The 17,136-nt window shown below is 38.8% G+C and carries 15 protein-coding genes; 1 reads left to right on the forward strand and 14 read right to left on the reverse strand.

Annotated elements, in window-relative coordinates; all coding sequences use genetic code 11:
• Positions 1 to 1,383 carry a glycosyltransferase family 2 protein gene (locus tag ACN6MY_RS13460; RefSeq protein WP_419880650.1) on the reverse strand — a complete coding sequence of 461 codons (1,383 nt, stop codon included), beginning with the start codon at positions 1,381 to 1,383 and terminating at the stop codon, positions 1 to 3.
• Between the two features lie 265 nt (positions 1,384 to 1,648).
• Here ACN6MY_RS13460 and ACN6MY_RS13465 point away from each other — a divergent pair, with 265 nt between their 5' ends.
• Positions 1,649 to 3,478, forward strand: a complete 1,830-nt coding sequence (locus tag ACN6MY_RS13465; protein ID WP_419880651.1) for an LTA synthase family protein — start codon at positions 1,649 to 1,651, stop codon at positions 3,476 to 3,478.
• Between the two features lie 293 nt (positions 3,479 to 3,771).
• Here the strand turns inward: ACN6MY_RS13465 and ACN6MY_RS13470 are convergent, their stop codons facing one another.
• The 13 genes from ACN6MY_RS13470 to ACN6MY_RS13530 all read right to left on the reverse strand — a co-directional run bounded on the left by ACN6MY_RS13470 (position 3,772) and on the right by ACN6MY_RS13530 (position 17,127).
• A complete protein-coding gene (locus tag ACN6MY_RS13470; protein WP_419880652.1) occupies positions 3,772 to 4,173 on the reverse strand; it encodes a cytosolic protein in 402 nt (133 codons plus the stop codon).
• Between the two features lie 92 nt (positions 4,174 to 4,265).
• Positions 4,266 to 5,021, reverse strand: a complete 756-nt coding sequence (locus ACN6MY_RS13475) for an exodeoxyribonuclease III (RefSeq protein WP_419880653.1) — start codon at positions 5,019 to 5,021, stop codon at positions 4,266 to 4,268.
• A 129-nt stretch (positions 5,022 to 5,150) separates the two neighbouring features.
• Positions 5,151 to 6,578, reverse strand: a complete 1,428-nt coding sequence (gene glgA / locus ACN6MY_RS13480; protein WP_419880654.1) for a glycogen synthase GlgA — start codon at positions 6,576 to 6,578, stop codon at positions 5,151 to 5,153.
• Positions 6,579 to 6,591: 13 nt separating this feature from the next.
• The gene (gene glgD / locus ACN6MY_RS13485) at positions 6,592 to 7,698 is read right to left on the reverse strand and encodes a glucose-1-phosphate adenylyltransferase subunit GlgD (protein WP_419880655.1); all 1,107 of its coding nucleotides are present in this window, start codon (positions 7,696 to 7,698) and stop codon (positions 6,592 to 6,594) included.
• 24 nt (positions 7,699 to 7,722) lie between these two features.
• The gene (locus tag ACN6MY_RS13490) at positions 7,723 to 8,871 is read right to left on the reverse strand and encodes a glucose-1-phosphate adenylyltransferase (protein WP_419880656.1); all 1,149 of its coding nucleotides are present in this window, start codon (positions 8,869 to 8,871) and stop codon (positions 7,723 to 7,725) included.
• Positions 8,861 to 10,810, reverse strand: coding sequence for a 1,4-alpha-glucan branching protein GlgB (gene glgB / locus ACN6MY_RS13495; RefSeq protein WP_419880657.1), 1,950 nt, complete (start codon positions 10,808 to 10,810; stop codon positions 8,861 to 8,863). Before glgB ends, ACN6MY_RS13490 begins: the two co-directional genes overlap by 11 nt.
• Positions 10,811 to 11,126: 316 nt before the next feature.
• Positions 11,127 to 12,143: a glycoside hydrolase family 15 protein gene (locus ACN6MY_RS13500; protein WP_071350942.1), complete on the reverse strand. Its 1,017-nt coding sequence runs from the start codon at positions 12,141 to 12,143 to the stop codon at positions 11,127 to 11,129.
• Positions 12,144 to 12,532: 389 nt separating this feature from the next.
• Complete coding sequence (locus ACN6MY_RS13505) at positions 12,533 to 13,048, reverse strand: mismatch-specific DNA-glycosylase (protein ID WP_419880658.1); 516 nt, start codon at positions 13,046 to 13,048, stop codon at positions 12,533 to 12,535.
• 37 nt (positions 13,049 to 13,085) lie between these two features.
• Entirely contained in the window at positions 13,086 to 14,591 is a 1,506-nt protein-coding gene (cls, locus tag ACN6MY_RS13510; protein WP_419880659.1) for a cardiolipin synthase, read from the reverse strand.
• 233 nt (positions 14,592 to 14,824) lie between these two features.
• Positions 14,825 to 15,373, reverse strand: coding sequence for an NADPH-dependent FMN reductase (gene ssuE / locus ACN6MY_RS13515; RefSeq protein ID WP_419880660.1), 549 nt, complete (start codon positions 15,371 to 15,373; stop codon positions 14,825 to 14,827).
• 360 nt (positions 15,374 to 15,733) lie between these two features.
• Complete coding sequence (locus ACN6MY_RS13520) at positions 15,734 to 16,618, reverse strand: LysR family transcriptional regulator (RefSeq protein ID WP_419880661.1); 885 nt, start codon at positions 16,616 to 16,618, stop codon at positions 15,734 to 15,736.
• 122 nt (positions 16,619 to 16,740) lie between these two features.
• Positions 16,741 to 16,878 (reverse strand): hypothetical protein, encoded by a 138-nt coding sequence (locus tag ACN6MY_RS13525; protein ID WP_177201437.1) that lies wholly within the window; start codon positions 16,876 to 16,878, stop codon positions 16,741 to 16,743.
• Between the two features lie 27 nt (positions 16,879 to 16,905).
• Positions 16,906 to 17,127, reverse strand: a complete 222-nt coding sequence (locus ACN6MY_RS13530) for a heavy-metal-associated domain-containing protein (RefSeq protein WP_419880662.1) — start codon at positions 17,125 to 17,127, stop codon at positions 16,906 to 16,908.
• Between the last annotated feature and the right edge of the window lie 9 nt (positions 17,128 to 17,136).

Consider the following 17,136-nt stretch of genomic DNA (forward strand, 5'->3'; position numbering starts at 1 on the left):
CTATTCTATTGGATTTTGTCCGTATAAAACATCTTTATTAGTATGCATTGTCTCCAGTTCTTCTATGGAAACGGAGCGGGTATGTTTTGTATGGGCCCACTCTTTTTGATTTTTTTTAAGAAATCCGAGCAAAGTTACAGGAATCCATGACAGCCCGAACAAATAGGAAATAAAGAACCAATGCAATTTCTTTCCTTTATTTTCAAGTACCATCGCCAGAATGGGCAATGATATGTAGAAGAACACAAAAATTCCGTAAATCCAGCCGTCAAAAAGGATTGAACGGTCAATAATGTCACCGAGATATCCATTTGCTTCGTAAATACCCAAGTAAGATAAGCCTGTAAAGATCATCAAGATAAGTGCCAAAATTGACCGTGATGGCATCGCTAAATAAATGGCTGAATCAATTAGCATAAATTTTCTCTTTATAATTCCATCCTTCAATAAAGGAAGAGAATATCTTGTCATACAGTCAAAGTGCCCCTGCATCCAGCGGATCCGCTGTTTAAATGATTGCTTGAATCCCAGCGGTTTTTCATCATACAGCTTGGCGTCATGTGCCCAGGCAACTCTTTTTCCTGTTTTTAGAATGTATCTCTGTGTGAATTCAAGATCCTCCGTTAGTGATGTAGCTCCCCATCCTATGTCTTTTAATACCTTCGTAGTGACCGTCACCCCTGTCCCTCCAAGCTGGGCGGTCAAACCTAGATTTTCACGAGCTAACTGGTAAATACGGTTAGTTGACCAATAGGCAAATGAATAGGATTTAGTGACCCAGGTGTCATTTGGATTTTTCGCATCAAGATATCCCTGAATCACATCGTGTCCATCCAGAATTTTAGAATTGACGATTTTAAGAAAGTCCTTGCTCACCAGGTTATCAGCATCAAACATGACCGCAGCATCATATGCAGTTCCCTGCTTCTCCATCTCCCATAATTTTTCAAACATCCATTCCAGTCCATAGCCTTTTCCTCTTTTGCCGGGATCGTTTCTTACCATAGCATGCACTCCGGATTTCTTGACTTCCTCAGATGTATTGTCACTGCAATTATCGCAAATAACAAAAATATCGTATAGTTCTCTTGGATAATCCAATTGTTTTAAATTTCCGCAGATTTGACCTATTACTTCTTCTTCGTTATGTGCAGCAACCAATATTGCAAACTTATTGGCGGGTGGTTTCACTACGGTTTTCCTGAACCTTCTTAAACCGGAATAGCTCATGATTGTCTGATATCCAACAAAGAATATTGCAATGCCCTGAACAAGGAGAAGGACTGAATAAATGGAAAACTCCCAGGCATCATCCCACCCTCTTGTAAATACTCCAAATGTATAAAAGCCTGCAATCAGTATAAAAGCATATAACTTAAACATAAAATCACCTCTGTTTTATTTGCTGAAGTTTTTGAAAACCATGTGTGAATTTGAACCCTTTAGGGGCCGTCCATGCATGTAACCGTATATTTATATTGCGGGTATTTACTTTTAGACATACACAAAGGCTATTAGGGCTGTCTGCCTATTGTTTCCGAAAATCTGGTTATCATTCCATGATGGAATAATATTGGAAAAGCTAAGTATCTTGTATAGTGTAAATGGTTAGCATGTGTAGGAGACTATATTCAAAGAGGTGTTATCAGTGTCAAACCAAAAAACTTTTATAGGAATTTTTACTTATCTATCTCTAATAATAAAATTTAGTATCGCTAGTTACATAATGATGGGCAGTTTTCATATACAAGGATTTTTCATGGAAAGCGCTCTTTTGCTGATGCTGTTTTTTATGCTGTACTGGATGAATCATCGGCCATTTACTGCGGCTTGTTTCTTAACCAATTTCATCCTGTCTTTGATCGTAGTCATACAACTGATGTATTTCGATTATTACAGTTCAATTCTCACTTATAAGTCGCTTGCACAAGTAAATCAGGCGGGCAAAATCTCAGAAAGTATTATTGCATTAACCAGGATAAGCTATCTGCTCTTTTTTGCGGATTTACTTGGTGTGCTTTTATACAAATTTCTAAATGGTCCTACTATTACATTTCCGAAGCTGTTTTCAGAAAAAATAATGCATATCCTGCTTATTTTAGGTTTTTCATATGCTGTTTTTGGTTTGGTCAGCAGCAGCAAAACGATTAGTGAACTGCATCAATATGACCAGCTGGGATTTTTGGGCTTTCAGCTGCTGACTGCAGTGCAAGATGCAAGACACGTAATATCGGAAGAAAATATAGTGACAGCAGACAGTCTGGCAAATGAGAAACAAGGTATACTTGAAAGGAAAATCAGATATAAGGGAATTGCCAATGGAAAAAACCTTATCATTGTACAGCTGGAATCAGTCCAGAATTTCCTCATAAATCTTTCGATCGGCGGCCGAGAAGTCACTCCTAATTTGAATGCATTTTTGAAGGAAAGTTTCTACTTTCCTCACTTTTATACACAAGTGGGCAAAGGCAATACCTCCGATGCCGAATTTATAACAAACACGTCATTATATGCTAAGGGTGATATCCCAATGTCAGCTGCAGCAGAAGGAAAAAAAGTGCCGGGGATGCCAAGGGTCCTTGGGGAGAATGGCTACCATACTGCGACTTTTCATGCAAATAGCGTCACATTTTGGAATAGGGAGAAACTTTATGCTTCATTAGGCTTTCAGGACTTTTTCGATAAAAACTATTTTGGGGGCCAAGACCCTATTTCGTATGGAGTTTCAGATGAAGTGATGTATAAAAAAACAGTAAAAAAACTGGCTGCCTTCCATCATGATGGTGAAAAGTTTTATAGCCATATCATTGCTCTTTCCAGCCATTTCCCTTATAAATTGCCTGAAGAAAAAAAGAAATATGCAATAACACTGCCAAAAGAATATGAAGGTTCCATGGTCGGTTCATATATTGAAGCAGTAAGCTACGCGGATTATGCTTTTGGAAGGTTCATCAAGGAATTAAAAAATGAAGGCCTATATAATCAATCTGTCATAGCCGTCTATGGAGATCATCAAGGGCTTCAGACAAAAAGCAGCAAAGATGAAAAACTTGCGGGAAACATATTCAGGAATAAGTATGATCCTGTACTGGATCACTTGAATATCCCCCTTATTATTAAAGTGCCATCCATCAATCAAGGCGCCACTATTAACATGACGGGCGGTCTCGTGGATATTTACCCAACAGTAGCCAACTTGCTTGGCATTGATATCTCAAAGGAAGTCATATTTGGGACCGACTTGATTAATGCAGCAAGTAATGTGATTGGCATCCGCTTTTATGCGCCCACTGGAACATATATAACTGAATCCAGCTCCTTTTCTCCCGGGGCAAATGAAAAAAGCGGAATCAAGACAAATATTAACAGCAGGGCTACTTCTCCAGCAGACAAGAATTCTATTAAGGAACTGCACCATCTTATTCATTATCTTAGGCTCTCAGATGACTTTGTAGATTCATTGCCTTCCCTGCAATAAGGATTATTGAAAAGAATTTCTGCTTGTTTTACCAATAATCAGGTTCCATACGGCAAAGTAATAGATTTTTTTATGTGAGGAAATGATCAGCTTTTTAAGGTTTGTTTGCTAATTGAGACCCTTTAAACCCAAAGTCCAAAATGTGAATGACCCGCAGATCCAAAATCCTGCATAGTAAATGGGTTGTTGAATCTGCATCATACGAACCATCCATGGAAACAGGAAAAACAGCAGTACATAAATGCACTGCTGCTGCTTTTTAACAATATTCTTTCCTGCTGGATTTCTTTACATTACACCTTAAGGTCTTTTCCCGCATCAGAAATGTGAACAAGAAGATGTGCCAGATGATGTATAGGGCCGTATTCTTCTTCTTCCTCTTCTTCTTCATCGTCCTCAATGCTTGATGCACCTTGCAAATAAAGAGCCATAAACTCATAAAAATCTGTCATTTCAAAAGAATAGCAGGCGCTTGGATCTTCATTTTCTTCCTCGTATTGAAGAATCAGATAAGAAATATCTCCATCATTATCTTCAGCGTCAATGAAAACAAAATAGCCTATGTTCGTATCTAAATCAAATAAATGTCTTATGCCGCCAATTACCGATTTTTTAAATTCTTCTTCTGACAGTTTTTGGACCTGCATTGTATCAACATGGTCTTCCTGGTGGAAAGTTACATTAAATGAGTTCATGGGTTTCCTCCTTTTACATTTTGGAAATAACAGCAGGCAATCATGTGACAATAATAATTATACCCTTTTTAATCCATTATTATCATATCTGTCTAAAAGGATGTTTCCAACATAACTGGACAATGATCGCTTCCCAATACAGAACAGTGGATATCCGCACTTTTCAGATTTTCTTCTAGTCGCTGAGATGCAATAAAGTAGTCGATACGCCAGCCAATATTCCTTTCTCTGACTTTGCTCATATAAGACCACCATGTATACATTTCTGTTTTATCTGGATGGAAAAAACGAAAAGTGTCCAGAAAACCCTGTTCAATGATATTTGTCATTTTTCCGCGTTCTTCTATTGTGAATCCAGAATTCTGTTTATTTGATTTTGGATTTTTCAAGTCAATCTCATGATGTGCCACATTCAAATCACCGCATAATATAACCGGTTTTTTTGCATCAAGTTCCTTGAGATAGGACAGCATTTCATCTTCCCAGTGTAATCGGTACTCCAATCTTGATAAATCTCTTTTTGAATTAGGTGTGTAGACATTTACAAGATAAAATTCTTCAAATTCTAGAGTGATAATTCTTCCCTCAGGTTCTTCTTCATTAACCCCGACGCCATATTTAACGGATAGAGGCTCTTTTTTTGTAAAAACAGCAGTGCCAGAGTAGCCTTTTTTAATGGCATAATTCCAATATTGATGATAACCATCGAGTTCAAGAGAGATTTGCCCTTCTTGAACTTTCGTTTCTTGAATGCAAAAAATATCCGCATCCATTTCTTCAAAATAACTTAAAAACCCCTTTCTGACACATGCCCTTATTCCATTTACATTCCAAGATACTAATTTCATGATATTAACATTCTCCCCGCTTGCATTTATAGTAACTTTTTTCTATGTTATCAGAATAACACAGGAATCTCCTCAAAAAATAAGAACATGAGCTGACAGGCATTCAGCTCATGTTCTTAGAAATACTATTTATTTTAAAAGTGATTCATAAAGTTCCTTATATTGCTGTGACGAGGCGTTCCAGCTGAAATCCAAACCCATTGCCCTCTCAGCAAGCTTCTTCCATCTTTCAGGCTGGAAACGGTAAAACCATACAGCCCTTTCAATGGTGTAAAGCATGTCATGTGCATTGAAATTAGCAAAACTAAAACCATTTCCTTCTTCTGTAAACTCATTAAAAGGTATCACAGTATCTTTTAGGCCGCCTGTTTCTCTTACGAGGGGAAGTGTGCCATATCGCATAGCAAGCAGCTGCCCGATCCCGCAAGGCTCAAATTGAGAAGGCATCAGGAAAATATCTGACCCGGCATAAATCTTTCTAGCCATAGTTTCGTCAAAATAGGTTCCGGCATACACTTTATCCGGATATTCACGGGCAAAGCCTCTAAATGCTTCTTCATATTGCTGTTCGCCTGTTCCAAGAAGAACAAACTGGACATTGAGTCCCATCATTTCATGAAATACATGCAGAACTAGGTCTATTCCCTTTTGATCAACAAGGCGGGTGACCATAGAGATAATTGGAATATCTTCTCTGACAGTAAGACCCAATTCCTCCTGAAGTCTGAGTTTATTTTCCATTTTCCCCTTGGTATCAATAAAGTTTTGATAGATTCTTTGATCATCTGCCGGATTATATGTATGTGCATCGATACCATTCACTATTCCGAATAACTGGTCATTTCTTTTATTTAAAAAGCCGTCCATATTTTCCCCATAATATGCGGTCTGAATTTCTGATGCGTATGAAGGGCTAACTGTCGTCAATATGTCAGAAAATGCCAATCCAGCTTTCATATAGCTTACATTTCCATTAAACTCAAGTCCGTCTATATTAAAATATAGATCACTCAAATCAAGGAGTTCAGACAGGACCGACTTAGGGTACACACCCTGATAACGCAGGTTATGGATCGTGAAAACCGTTTTAATATTTTCATAAAAAGGATGATTCCTGTAATGTGCCTTCAATAACACACTGACAGGTCCCGTCTGCCAGTCATGGCAGTGGAGGATATCTGGCTTATCCTCAAGATAAGGCAGCGCCTCAAGCACAGCTCTGGAAAAGAACGCAAAACGCTCCCCATCGTCAAAATACCCGTAGCTGCCATGACGTTTAAAATAATACTCATTATCAAGGAAATAATAGTTTATTCCTTCAGAAACAATGCGTTCTATTCCGCAAAATTGATGTCTCCAGCCTACTGGCACTTCAATGCTTTGTATATGCTGCATTTCTTCTTTGTATTCATGAGAGAGGTCCTGAAATTTAGGCAAAATGACGCTAACATCAACACCTTGCTCTTTTAAAGCCTTTGGCAGTGCCCCTATTACATCTCCCAGTCCGCCTGTCTTGATAAAAGGGGCACATTCTGATGCAGCAAATAAAACATGCATGGTAAGACCTCCGTTAGATAGTTTCTGCTTTTTTAACCACTCTTGGCTGTGACTCGCCGATAAGTATTTTATCTCTTGTAATGCGCACTTGTTTATCAGTAATGACATTTTCAACATGAGCGCCTTCTTCAATTTCTCCCTTTTGCATGATGATGCTATTTTTCACATAAGCGCCCTTTTTAACTTTAACTCCCCTGAAAATGATGCTGTTTTCCACAGTGCCCTCAATATCACAGCCATTGGCGATTAAGGAGTGTGAAACGCTTGAAGTGTTGGAATATTTAGCTGGTGCTTCATGCTTTACTTTTGTATAAACATCCCATGAATCATAAAAGTAAGAACGGATTTTTTCAGGATTTAAAAATTCCATATTGCTTTGATGGAAAGTTTCCAGTGAATGGATAAAAGGCATTTCCCCTTTGAAATGGTAGCCCTTTACACATAATTTATTAAGATTAGCCTTAACTGCATCTTTTAATAAATCAAATTCGTCGTTTTCCACACACTTTTTGATTAAATCAATAAGAATGGCTTTATCAATAACGAAGGTTTCCAAACACACATGATCGCCTGATTGAGGGGAAGTAAAGAGCTCCAAATCCAGGATATTGTCCTCAAAATCCACTGAACAAGTATGATATACCAGTTTCTGGACCGGTTCTCCGTCATAATCTTTGTAGACAACGGTAATGTCAGCATTATTGCGTCTATGCTCTTCCAAAATTTCATTAAAGTCAATTTTAGATACATGGTGTCCCGGTGAAATAATCACTGTGTCCGCTGAGGTGCGCTCAAAAAATTCAAGATGGTTATAAAATTCCTGAAGATCCCCCTTAATTTTTTCATCAGGGTGAACTGGAGGAAGAATGAATAAGCCGCCGCTTCTTCTGTCGAGATCCCATTCTTTCCCTGAGCCCAAATGATCCATGATGGAGCGGGTATTGTCTTTTGTGAAGACGGCAACCTGCGAAATTTGCGCATGAATAAAATTGGATAAAGTGAAATCGATTAATCGATAGCGGCCGGCAAAAGGAACTGCTGCAAACTCTCGATAAGATGTCAGTTCCTTGAGGTATCTTTTTTCATTAATTAAGTTAATTATTCCTAACACGTTGTCCATTTTTAAACCTCCTATGATGTGATATTAACGTAATTCCTTGCTGGGCTGCTGATTCTCTCCGATTAAAACAATTTCATCCGATCCTCTTTCAGAATTTATCACAGTATTGTCCTCGATCACCGTATTTGGCATGATAATGGCTCTTTCAATAGTGACATTCTTTCCAATTGTTACATCAGGCATGATAACAGAATCCTTAATGGACGAGCCGCTGCCAATTTGTACATTATAAGATACTACCGAACGCTCCACACTGCCGAAAACGATTGATCCTTCGTTTATGAGTGATTCTCTGACATACGCTTCTGGTGCAATATATTGAGGAGGGTGATTTGCATTTCCTGCGTAAACCTTCCAATGGCTGTCTTCGCAATTGAAAGCAGGCGTATCTGACAGTAAATCCATGTGGGCTTCCCATAAACTCTGAACAGTGCCTACATCTTTCCAGTAGCCTCCGAACCGGTATGCATAAATTTCATCATGGTCTTCAAGCATCTTTGGAATGATATCTTTTCCAAAGTCATTGGAAGAAGAAGCATCGTTTTCATCTTGATTTAGGTAGCTTTTAAGGAGCTTCCAATTGAAAATATATACACCCATTGAGGCGAGATTGCTTTTAGGATTTTCAGGCTTTTCTTCAAATTCTGTAATTTTGCCCTGATCGTCGGTGTTCATGATTCCGAATCGGTCTGCTTCGTGCCATGGGACTTCAATCACTGCTATCGTTGCTTTAGCTTTCTTTTCGATGTGTTCCTTAAGCATGCGGTTATAATCCATCTTATAAATATGGTCTCCAGAGATTACCAATACAAATTCAGGGTCATACTGATCGATGAACTGGGTATTCTGGTACACTGCATTCGCAGTGCCTTTATACCATTCCCCTCCATCTTTTCCTAAATAAGGAGGAAGCAGGGATACTCCTCCGAAATTTCTGTTTAGATCCCAGGCGCCGCCATTACCCACATACTCATTCAGCACATGCGGCTGATATTGAGTCAGAACTCCTACCGTATCGATGCCGGAATGTGTACAATTGCTTAAGGTGAAGTCAATAATACGGTATTTGCCGCCAAAAGGCACTGCCGGCTTTGCCAGCCCTTTCGTTAATTCGCCGAGCCTTGAACCCTGTCCGCCTGCTAATAGCATTGCAATCCACTTTTTAGATGCCATGATGCATTCTCCCCTGTCTTTTTTTTGTTTGTTTCATAAATATAGTCACACCTAGTGGAGGAACTTTTATTTCCATACTGTGAGGCTGATTATGATAAGGTTTTTTGTCGACAGAAATTACTTCTTCATTACATTGGCCAGATCCGCCAAAAGAAATGTCATCGCTGTTGAAAACCTCTATGTATTTTCCCGTTGAAGGAACGCCTATCCGGTAATCTATATATACCTCTTTTGAAAAATTGCAAACTACTATACAGTAATCGCCTTTGCGTTTTCCTTTTCTCATGAATGCCAGAATGCTCTGATTTCTGTTATCCGCATCAATCCATTCAAAGCCTTCCGCTTCATGATCAAGCCGCCACAATGAAGACGAATCTTTATAAAACTTGTTAAGAGCTTTCAAATATTGGCTGAAAGCTGTATGTGACTCATACTCTAAAAGCATCCAGTCAAGCTGCTCTTTATCCTTCCATTCCGCAAAAGGAGCAAGTTCGCTTCCCATGAACACCAGCTTTTTCCCTGGATGAGCCATGAAATATCCGAATAAAAGCCTTAGATTAGCGAATTTTTGCCAATAATCTCCCGGCATTTTATCGAGCAGAGATTTTTTTCCATGGACCACTTCATCATGTGAAAATGGAAGCACGTAATTTTCTGTAAATGCATAGAAAAAGGAAAAAGTCAGCAAATCATGGTGAAACGGCCTTTCCTCAACTTCCAGCTTCATATACCGCAGAATGTCATTTGCCCATCCCATGTTCCATTTATAATTAAAGCCAAGCCCGCCCGCATCTGTCGGAGAACTGATCAATGGCCGGTCGGTTGCTTCTTCGGCCATCATAAGAATACCCGGAAATTTTTTGAAAAGAGCTTCATTTAATTTCTTGATAAATGCTATGGCTTCTAAATTTTCTTCGCCGCCATATTGATTTTTAAGCTTGAAAGGCAGCGGATTATCATGGTTTAAGTATATAAGCGATGAAACCGCATCAACCCTGAAGCCGTCAATATGATAGACCTCCATCCAGAACATGGCATTGGAAATGAGGAAGCTTGCAACCTCAGGCTTGGCAAAATCAAAACTGTATGTACCCCATAGCGGGCGTTCCGCTTTATTGGGATCTGTTGGTTCGTAAAGCGGTGTTCCATCAAATTTCCCAAGGCCATGAAGATCTTTGCAAAAATGTGCCGGGACCCAATCCAGAATGACACCTAGCCCTTTCTTATGGCATTGATCGACAAAATACTTGAAATCCTCAGGCTTGCCAAATCTGCTTGTCACAGAGAAAAAACCTGTAATCTGATATCCCCATGACCCATCAAAGGGATGCTCCATAATGGGCATCAATTCAATATGTGTATAGCCGGCAGAAACAACATAGTCTATTAGTTCACTTGCCATTTCCCTATATGTATAGAGCACACCGTTTTCTTTTTTCTTCCATGTACCCATATGTACTTCATAAATATTCATCGGCTTATGATAAACATCTGTTTTTGCTCTTTCAGACATCCACTTGCTGTCCAGCCAATCATGCTTATCCAAATCATAAATTACAGAAGCAGTATTTGGGCGGAGTTCTGAATAAAAGGCGTATGGATCAGCTTTTAAAACAGTGCCGCCAGAAGAGCTGTATATCTTGTATTTGTATATATCGCCTTCTTTCAGGCCGGCAATGAATAATGCCCAAATCCCGGAATCCGCGACAAGCTTCATTTCATGGCCAGCATCTTCCTGCCAATTATTAAAGTCTCCTACAACTGAAACCTTTTTTGCATGAGGAGCCCATACAGCAAACCGGACACCTTCCTGCCCTTTATAGGAGGCAAGGTGCGCACCAAGCATTTTATAGCTTTCATACAATGTTCCTTCATGAAAAAGATATAAATCAAACTCGCTAGGATATATTTCAGGATGACCTTCCGTTATCTCGTTCAATCAAAACCCCCGCCTTCTAATTTATTTTTTCTTCAGCAGCCTGAAATAGCTATTGAATACATTCGACATATATTTTTGATTTTCCTTTGCGAAACAATGATTTTTATTATACAAATTTGTCTAACACCTATTATTACCCACTATTTTTTCTGCTGAAACCTAAAAAAGATTATTTCACAAAAATATTTTTAATGGATTATGAACCCCTTGCAATTGAAGCAAGCAGTGCGTCTTTGTATCCCGAATATAGGTAATGGTGATTTTTAGAAAAAACAAATAACCCTCCTTCATATCAGGAGGGCAGCAATTGGCAATATTAAGCTTCAAGGGAGTCAAGCTCTTTATTTTTCATTTTATTTAAAAACAGATATGTTAATGATACAGACCAGGCAAGCGGTGTGTTTCCGTTTGGCCTGTTTGTTCCGCCAATATAAAGTTCAGGGATTTCCCAGCTGTCAGGAATGATTTTCTTTGTTTTTTTGATATACTCCTGAGCTTTATCAAACATTCCTAATTCGAAATAGCATAACCCGAGCCACGGCAGCCCGAAACACCATTCCGCTTCACTGCCTTCATTATAATATTGGTCATTTTCATACCTTATGCAACCGTATGTCCTTTCGAGGCGGGTTGAAACGGTTTTTACAATAGTCATTGCCGTTTTGCGGTCCACGATGCGGTAAGGGTAAACCAAAGATAATAATGCTAAATCCGTTTCTTTTGTTTCACTTTCTCTGGGCAGCATAAACCTGAGTGTTTCCTGACCTTTTTGAATTAATTCTTCTTTAACATCCACCAGCATTTTTACGGCATTAAGTCCTGCTACGCAGGCACCGATGCTGGATGAATGCAGTTCCATATTTTCTTCCCACATGCCATTATCCTTTGCTTGCCAATATTGAAGGCATTCAAGATAACGCACTAGTTTTTGAACGATTTCAAGGTCTTTTTCATCTCTTATTACATTTTGGCCATGCCGGACACCTTCGCCTGCCCCCCAAAGAAAAGCTCCAATTGCATCATTCTGTGCATGGCCCCATTCCTGGCTGATCTCTTTGAGATCCTGCGAATATCTTGAGTGGATATATTCAAAAGGATATACCGGCTTTTTCTCGGTATGAATGTCAATTTTCCATTCATAGCGTTTAAATAAGTCGAACATTGAATGATAGGCTGTTTCATATCGCTCGCAAGGCACTTGCAAAAAAGGCAATACCGTATAGACAACATCCCGGATCCAGACATAGCTGTAATCTTGGGAAGTGCTGGCTGTATATGTGCCATTTGGAAGCCTCATAGTATCAAGAACTGTAATCGCTTTATCACAATCCATCATATCTGCACCTCCAGAACTTTTTTCCAATATCCTTATTCTAGACAAATGATTCTAATCTAATCATTACATGCTGATTTTTTATAAAAAATGAAACAAAGTTATTTTAGAAGCGTTTTCATTTTGTGAGATTTTCAAAATGAAACAGCTTTAAAAAAACCATTCCATTTAAGGGATAAGATAGTTTATGTTAAAAAGTAATCATTTGATAATAAGCCAGACAATAAGCTGTTCGAAATCAGCATATGCCCATTTAATGGAAGGGACATAGAGATAGCAGTAAAGATTAAAGCTGCATATTTTTATGATATCTGACAAAGAGTCTCAATATGACAGTTACAAAGGAACAAAAGTACAAAAAAATGATCCGATTTAGGCATATCGGATCATCAGCCTGTGAATTTCGCAGCTAATGCAGTTAATTCACTGTAAATTTTAATGATTTCATCCATTTTCATTCTGACAAGGCCACTCGAAGAAGGTGCAACAAAATCTATGGTTCCGTGAGTCATTGAATCACTTTGAATGCCCCACTGGCTTTTAGGTTTTTTTGAATATTCCTTATAAACTCCTTTTCCGACAAAACAAACAATTTTAGGCTTATAATATATGACCTTTTTAATTAACTCTTCTCTTCCTGCCTTATATTCTTCCTTCGTAATTTCGCCGGCGTTTTTTGTTGGCCTGTGTACAATGTTGGTAAATCCATATCCCGCAGAAAGCAGCTCAGCATCTTCTGAAAAATGATGTAATTTAGGTGTCAAACCAGAATAATATAGGATCTTCCAAAACCTGTTTCTGGGATTGGCATAATGATGTCCCGTTTTACCCGAAAGAAGACTTGGATTGAAACCGACAAATAATATAAGAAGATTGTGTTTAATGTGGTCATTTATTCCATTCACCTTAATCTTAGCTCCTTTCTAACGGCTGACATCGTATTTATAGCACTCCTGAAAAAAGTCTTGCGAATGATTCCTTCGATCTTTCTGCAAATCCTCTTTTGTAATACTGGACAGGCTTCAGTTTTTCGCTGTCTTTTATATCTTCTTCATACTGTGCCGTTAAATCACGTATAGAAGTACTGCCAAATAAAAAGACATTTACTTCAAAATTCAAATGAAAGCTTCTCATATCCATATTTGCTGTACCTATGGAGGCTATATTTCCATCTATAATAATTATTTTTTGATGAAGGAACCCCTTTTTGTACGAGTATATTTCAACGCCTGCCCGCAGGAGCTCAGGAAAATAAGACCGGCTTGCATATTGGGTCAAAAATCCGTCATTTTTTTCCGGGACCATAATCCGCACTTCGATTCCTTTGGAAGCAGCCACTCTGAGAGCAGTACGGATCGATTCATTAGGGACGAAGTATGGAGTGGCAATCCAAATAGATTTAGTGGCGCAAGAAATCATTGTATAATAATAATCACTCATAATTCCCTGCTGGGTATCAGGGCCGCTTGCCACCACCTGTACCGCTCCATCTCCTTCTTCCTCTGGAGGTTCGTAGCATCTGTATTTTTCAAGGACCTTCTCTCCGCTGACATATTCCCAGTCAAGCAGTAAAACGGTGTGCAGAGTGTATACTGCCTCTCCTTTTACAACCATATGGGTATCTCTCCAAAAACCCACGTTTTCATCTTCCCCAAGATATTCGATGCCTACATTCAATCCACCCACAAATCCGATTTTCCCATCTATAATAATAATTTTACGGTGATTTCTAAAGTTGAATTTTTGGTTAAAGAATCCGTACTTTAATGGCAGAAATGGATGGACCTTAATGCCTGCTTCCTTCATGTTTTCAATTTCCTTAACAGACAGTTTCATGCTCCCTGCCGCATCAAAGATAAATAAGACCTCTACTCCATTTCTGGCTTTGTCAATCAAGATATCGATGATTTCCTTGCCTAAACGATCAGACCGGAAAATATAGTATTCAATATGTATATATTCTTTTGCTTCTTTAAGCCTTTTCTTAATTTCTGAAAAGGTTTCTTGGCCGTTTTTTAAGACCGCCGTCCTTGAAGCCGTGCTAATGCTTGTCAGGGATTCATTTTTCGCAAAACTTGCCAGGCATTGCTGATGGTCATTCAAAAAGGACAAATCAGGATTCGTTTTTTTGTAAACAGAACGCTGCCATTCCTCCCTATGGTTTTTTCTTTTGTTCCTGAAAAGGAAACCCTTCAGATACAGCTGCCCTGAGTATAAATAAAAGATATAGCCAATTATGGGGAAGAAAAGCAGGACATATATCCATAAAAGTGTATTTTGAGGTGAACGGTTTTCAAGCATAAGAGAGTAAACGCTTGATATGATCGCCACTGCATATAATGCAGCAAATAAGTACTTGATAGCAAGGCTTGCAGGGCTCAGCAACACCATATATGCGGTCAAAATATAAATAAATAAAAATACAAAATCCATTCTCCGTTTTTTCATGCAATCAATCTCCGTCTGTCAAATTTTTTATCAAATCTTGTTTCTATACCCCTTTTGACAGCTTTCAGAAACTAGCTTTAAATAATTTAAATGGCTGAAACGTTATTTTGCCCTGAAATGCAGTCTTCAACGCAAAAACCAGGTTTATTTTTGCATGAAGCTTCTATGCAATTTAGAACAGCAAAAAGAGCTGATTTGCTTAATCAGCTCCTTAAGTAACTTTTAGCCTTCCGTTATCGATTCCGAAAATGCTTTTCCTTATGAACCGCTTCTTCGAATTGTTCCAGCTGATTATTCAGCCTGCCAATCAGTTCCATATCTTTCAGCGGCATATTTTCATCTGTTTTATCAATTTGCTTATCTATAAAATAAAGTCCCTGGATCGGCTGTCCTTTTAATATAGCTATAAGAGGTTTTAAAGAATAATCAATCGCCAGCAAATGCGCCATGCTTCCGCCTACCATGATTGGCAGGACGGGTTTATTTTTAAAAGCCCCTTCAGGCAAAAGATCAATCAGCGATTTTAAAACTCCGGTATATGATGCCTTATACACTGGAGATCCAATAATCACTCCGTCTGCATTCAGGATAGCTTGTGATAATTTTTCAATCTCCGGGCTGTCATAGCGGGCATTTGCCAGGATATCTGCTGAAAAATCCCTCACTGAAACATATTCCGCAGAAAAACCATTCTTTTCTTCAAGCAATTGCACATGTTTAAGAATCAGGTCGGTCCTCGAAGGCGCGGACGGGCTTCCGGAAATGATGACAATTTGGCTCATTATATACTTCTCCCCTTTTTTTAGAATACAGATTATTTTTTAAAAAGCTCTGTTAAACTTGTGTATTGATTTTCGCTGTAAACGCAAGACTCGCGGGGGCGTCCGCCGAGCCTCCTCACAGCTTAGCTCCTGAGTGGTTTCGCCTGTAACGCTAATCCTCCAGGAGTCAAGCGAATCTGCTCCACTCAACAAAGTTCAGAAACCAACAATGTACTTTAACCAAAGCCTTTTAAAAAATGGATGTTTATCCGAAGCTGGCCTTATAAAATACATTATGATTCAAATACCTTGGATTAAATCATAATCTTCTTTTTAAATTACTGTCAATATATAGAGCCGTTATAAATGGCGGGTGTGGTTTCATTTAAGCGGGTAATTTTCATTCAGCCAAAGAGTGACTGTGGCGATAAACTTTTCTGCTGCAGGAGAAAGGCGTTTAAAGGATAGTGCGGATAAACCGATAGAACTGTATTCTTGATGGCCTGCAAGCGGAATTTTTTTCACACCGGCAGGGATGCTGCCTACAGCAATTTCCGGAAGTATGCTGACCCCGAGATGTTTATCCACCATGGCCAGTATAGCTTGCTCATCTTCCAGTTCGTATGAAAAACCAGGTGATATACGCTGTTTTTTTAATAATTTAAGAACGGTTTCACGAAAAGATTTTTTTAGAATCAAAGTTTCCCCCTTCAGCATGGAAAGCGGGAATTCGCTTGTTTGTGTAAGATTATGAGTTACAGGCAGTATCAAATATAATTTTTCGCTTTTCAGATTTAAAACTTCAAAATTTCCGGCTGGGGGCAAATTCACAAAACCGAAGTCAATGATTCCATCTGCTATCCATGAGCATATTTCCTGCTGATTCCCTTCCATAAGGTTAACTTTAATCGACGGATATTGATCGGTAAATTTTTTTAGCATTCCCGGGTACCAATGTGATGTAACGGATGAAAAAGAACCTATTTTTATGCTGCCGGTCTCGAGGCCGGAAATCTCTGCCGCATCCTGCTTTAATTTATGATAGCTGTTCATCATTTCCTTAATATGTATTAAAATCTTCTCACCATCTGCAGTCAGCGAAATGCCACCCCTGTTGCGGATAAGCAATGAAAACCCCAGCTCTTTTTCCAGGGAAGAGATCGCATGGCTGACTGCTGACTGTGAAATTTTTAAGAATTCGCCGGCTTTTGTTAAACTGCCGGTTTCTACCACTTGATAAAAAATTTCATATTTTCCCAGTGTCACAATAAACGCCTCTTTTAAAAGATTTTGTATATCGAATATAAATCAATATCAGGGAATGGGCAAAATTTTATACACCCGGATAAAAATAGCGGGACAACTTATTGCTGCCCCGCTAAACGATCTTATATGATTGAATCGCTGTCTAAATTATATCTTCTGTCATTGATGCAGTCTTCACACAAATAAAGATGTGATTCACCAACCAGAACCTCTTCGTCCTTCATATCCTTTTGATGTCCGCATATTTCACATTTATACATGGATTTTACCTCTTTCTGTCATTGGTGCTATTGCTGTTCATTACTTTCAATCCCATATCCAAGGTCCAGTATTGCCTGTTCAAAGTCCTGCCGGGAAGCCATCCTGCTGTCATATGAAAAGCTTGCTTCACGATGTTTTAGATCGATTTCAGCTTTATTGATACCCCAAACTGATTCTAAAGCCTGAAGGATTTTTTTACCGCTTTCCTGGCTGTCCAATCCGCTGACAATCATTTTCCACTGCTCCACTTCTTCTCT

Source organism: Peribacillus sp. B-H-3, from assembly GCF_048572925.1.
In the GTDB taxonomy this organism is placed as follows: Bacteria; Bacillota; Bacilli; order Bacillales; family DSM-1321; genus Peribacillus.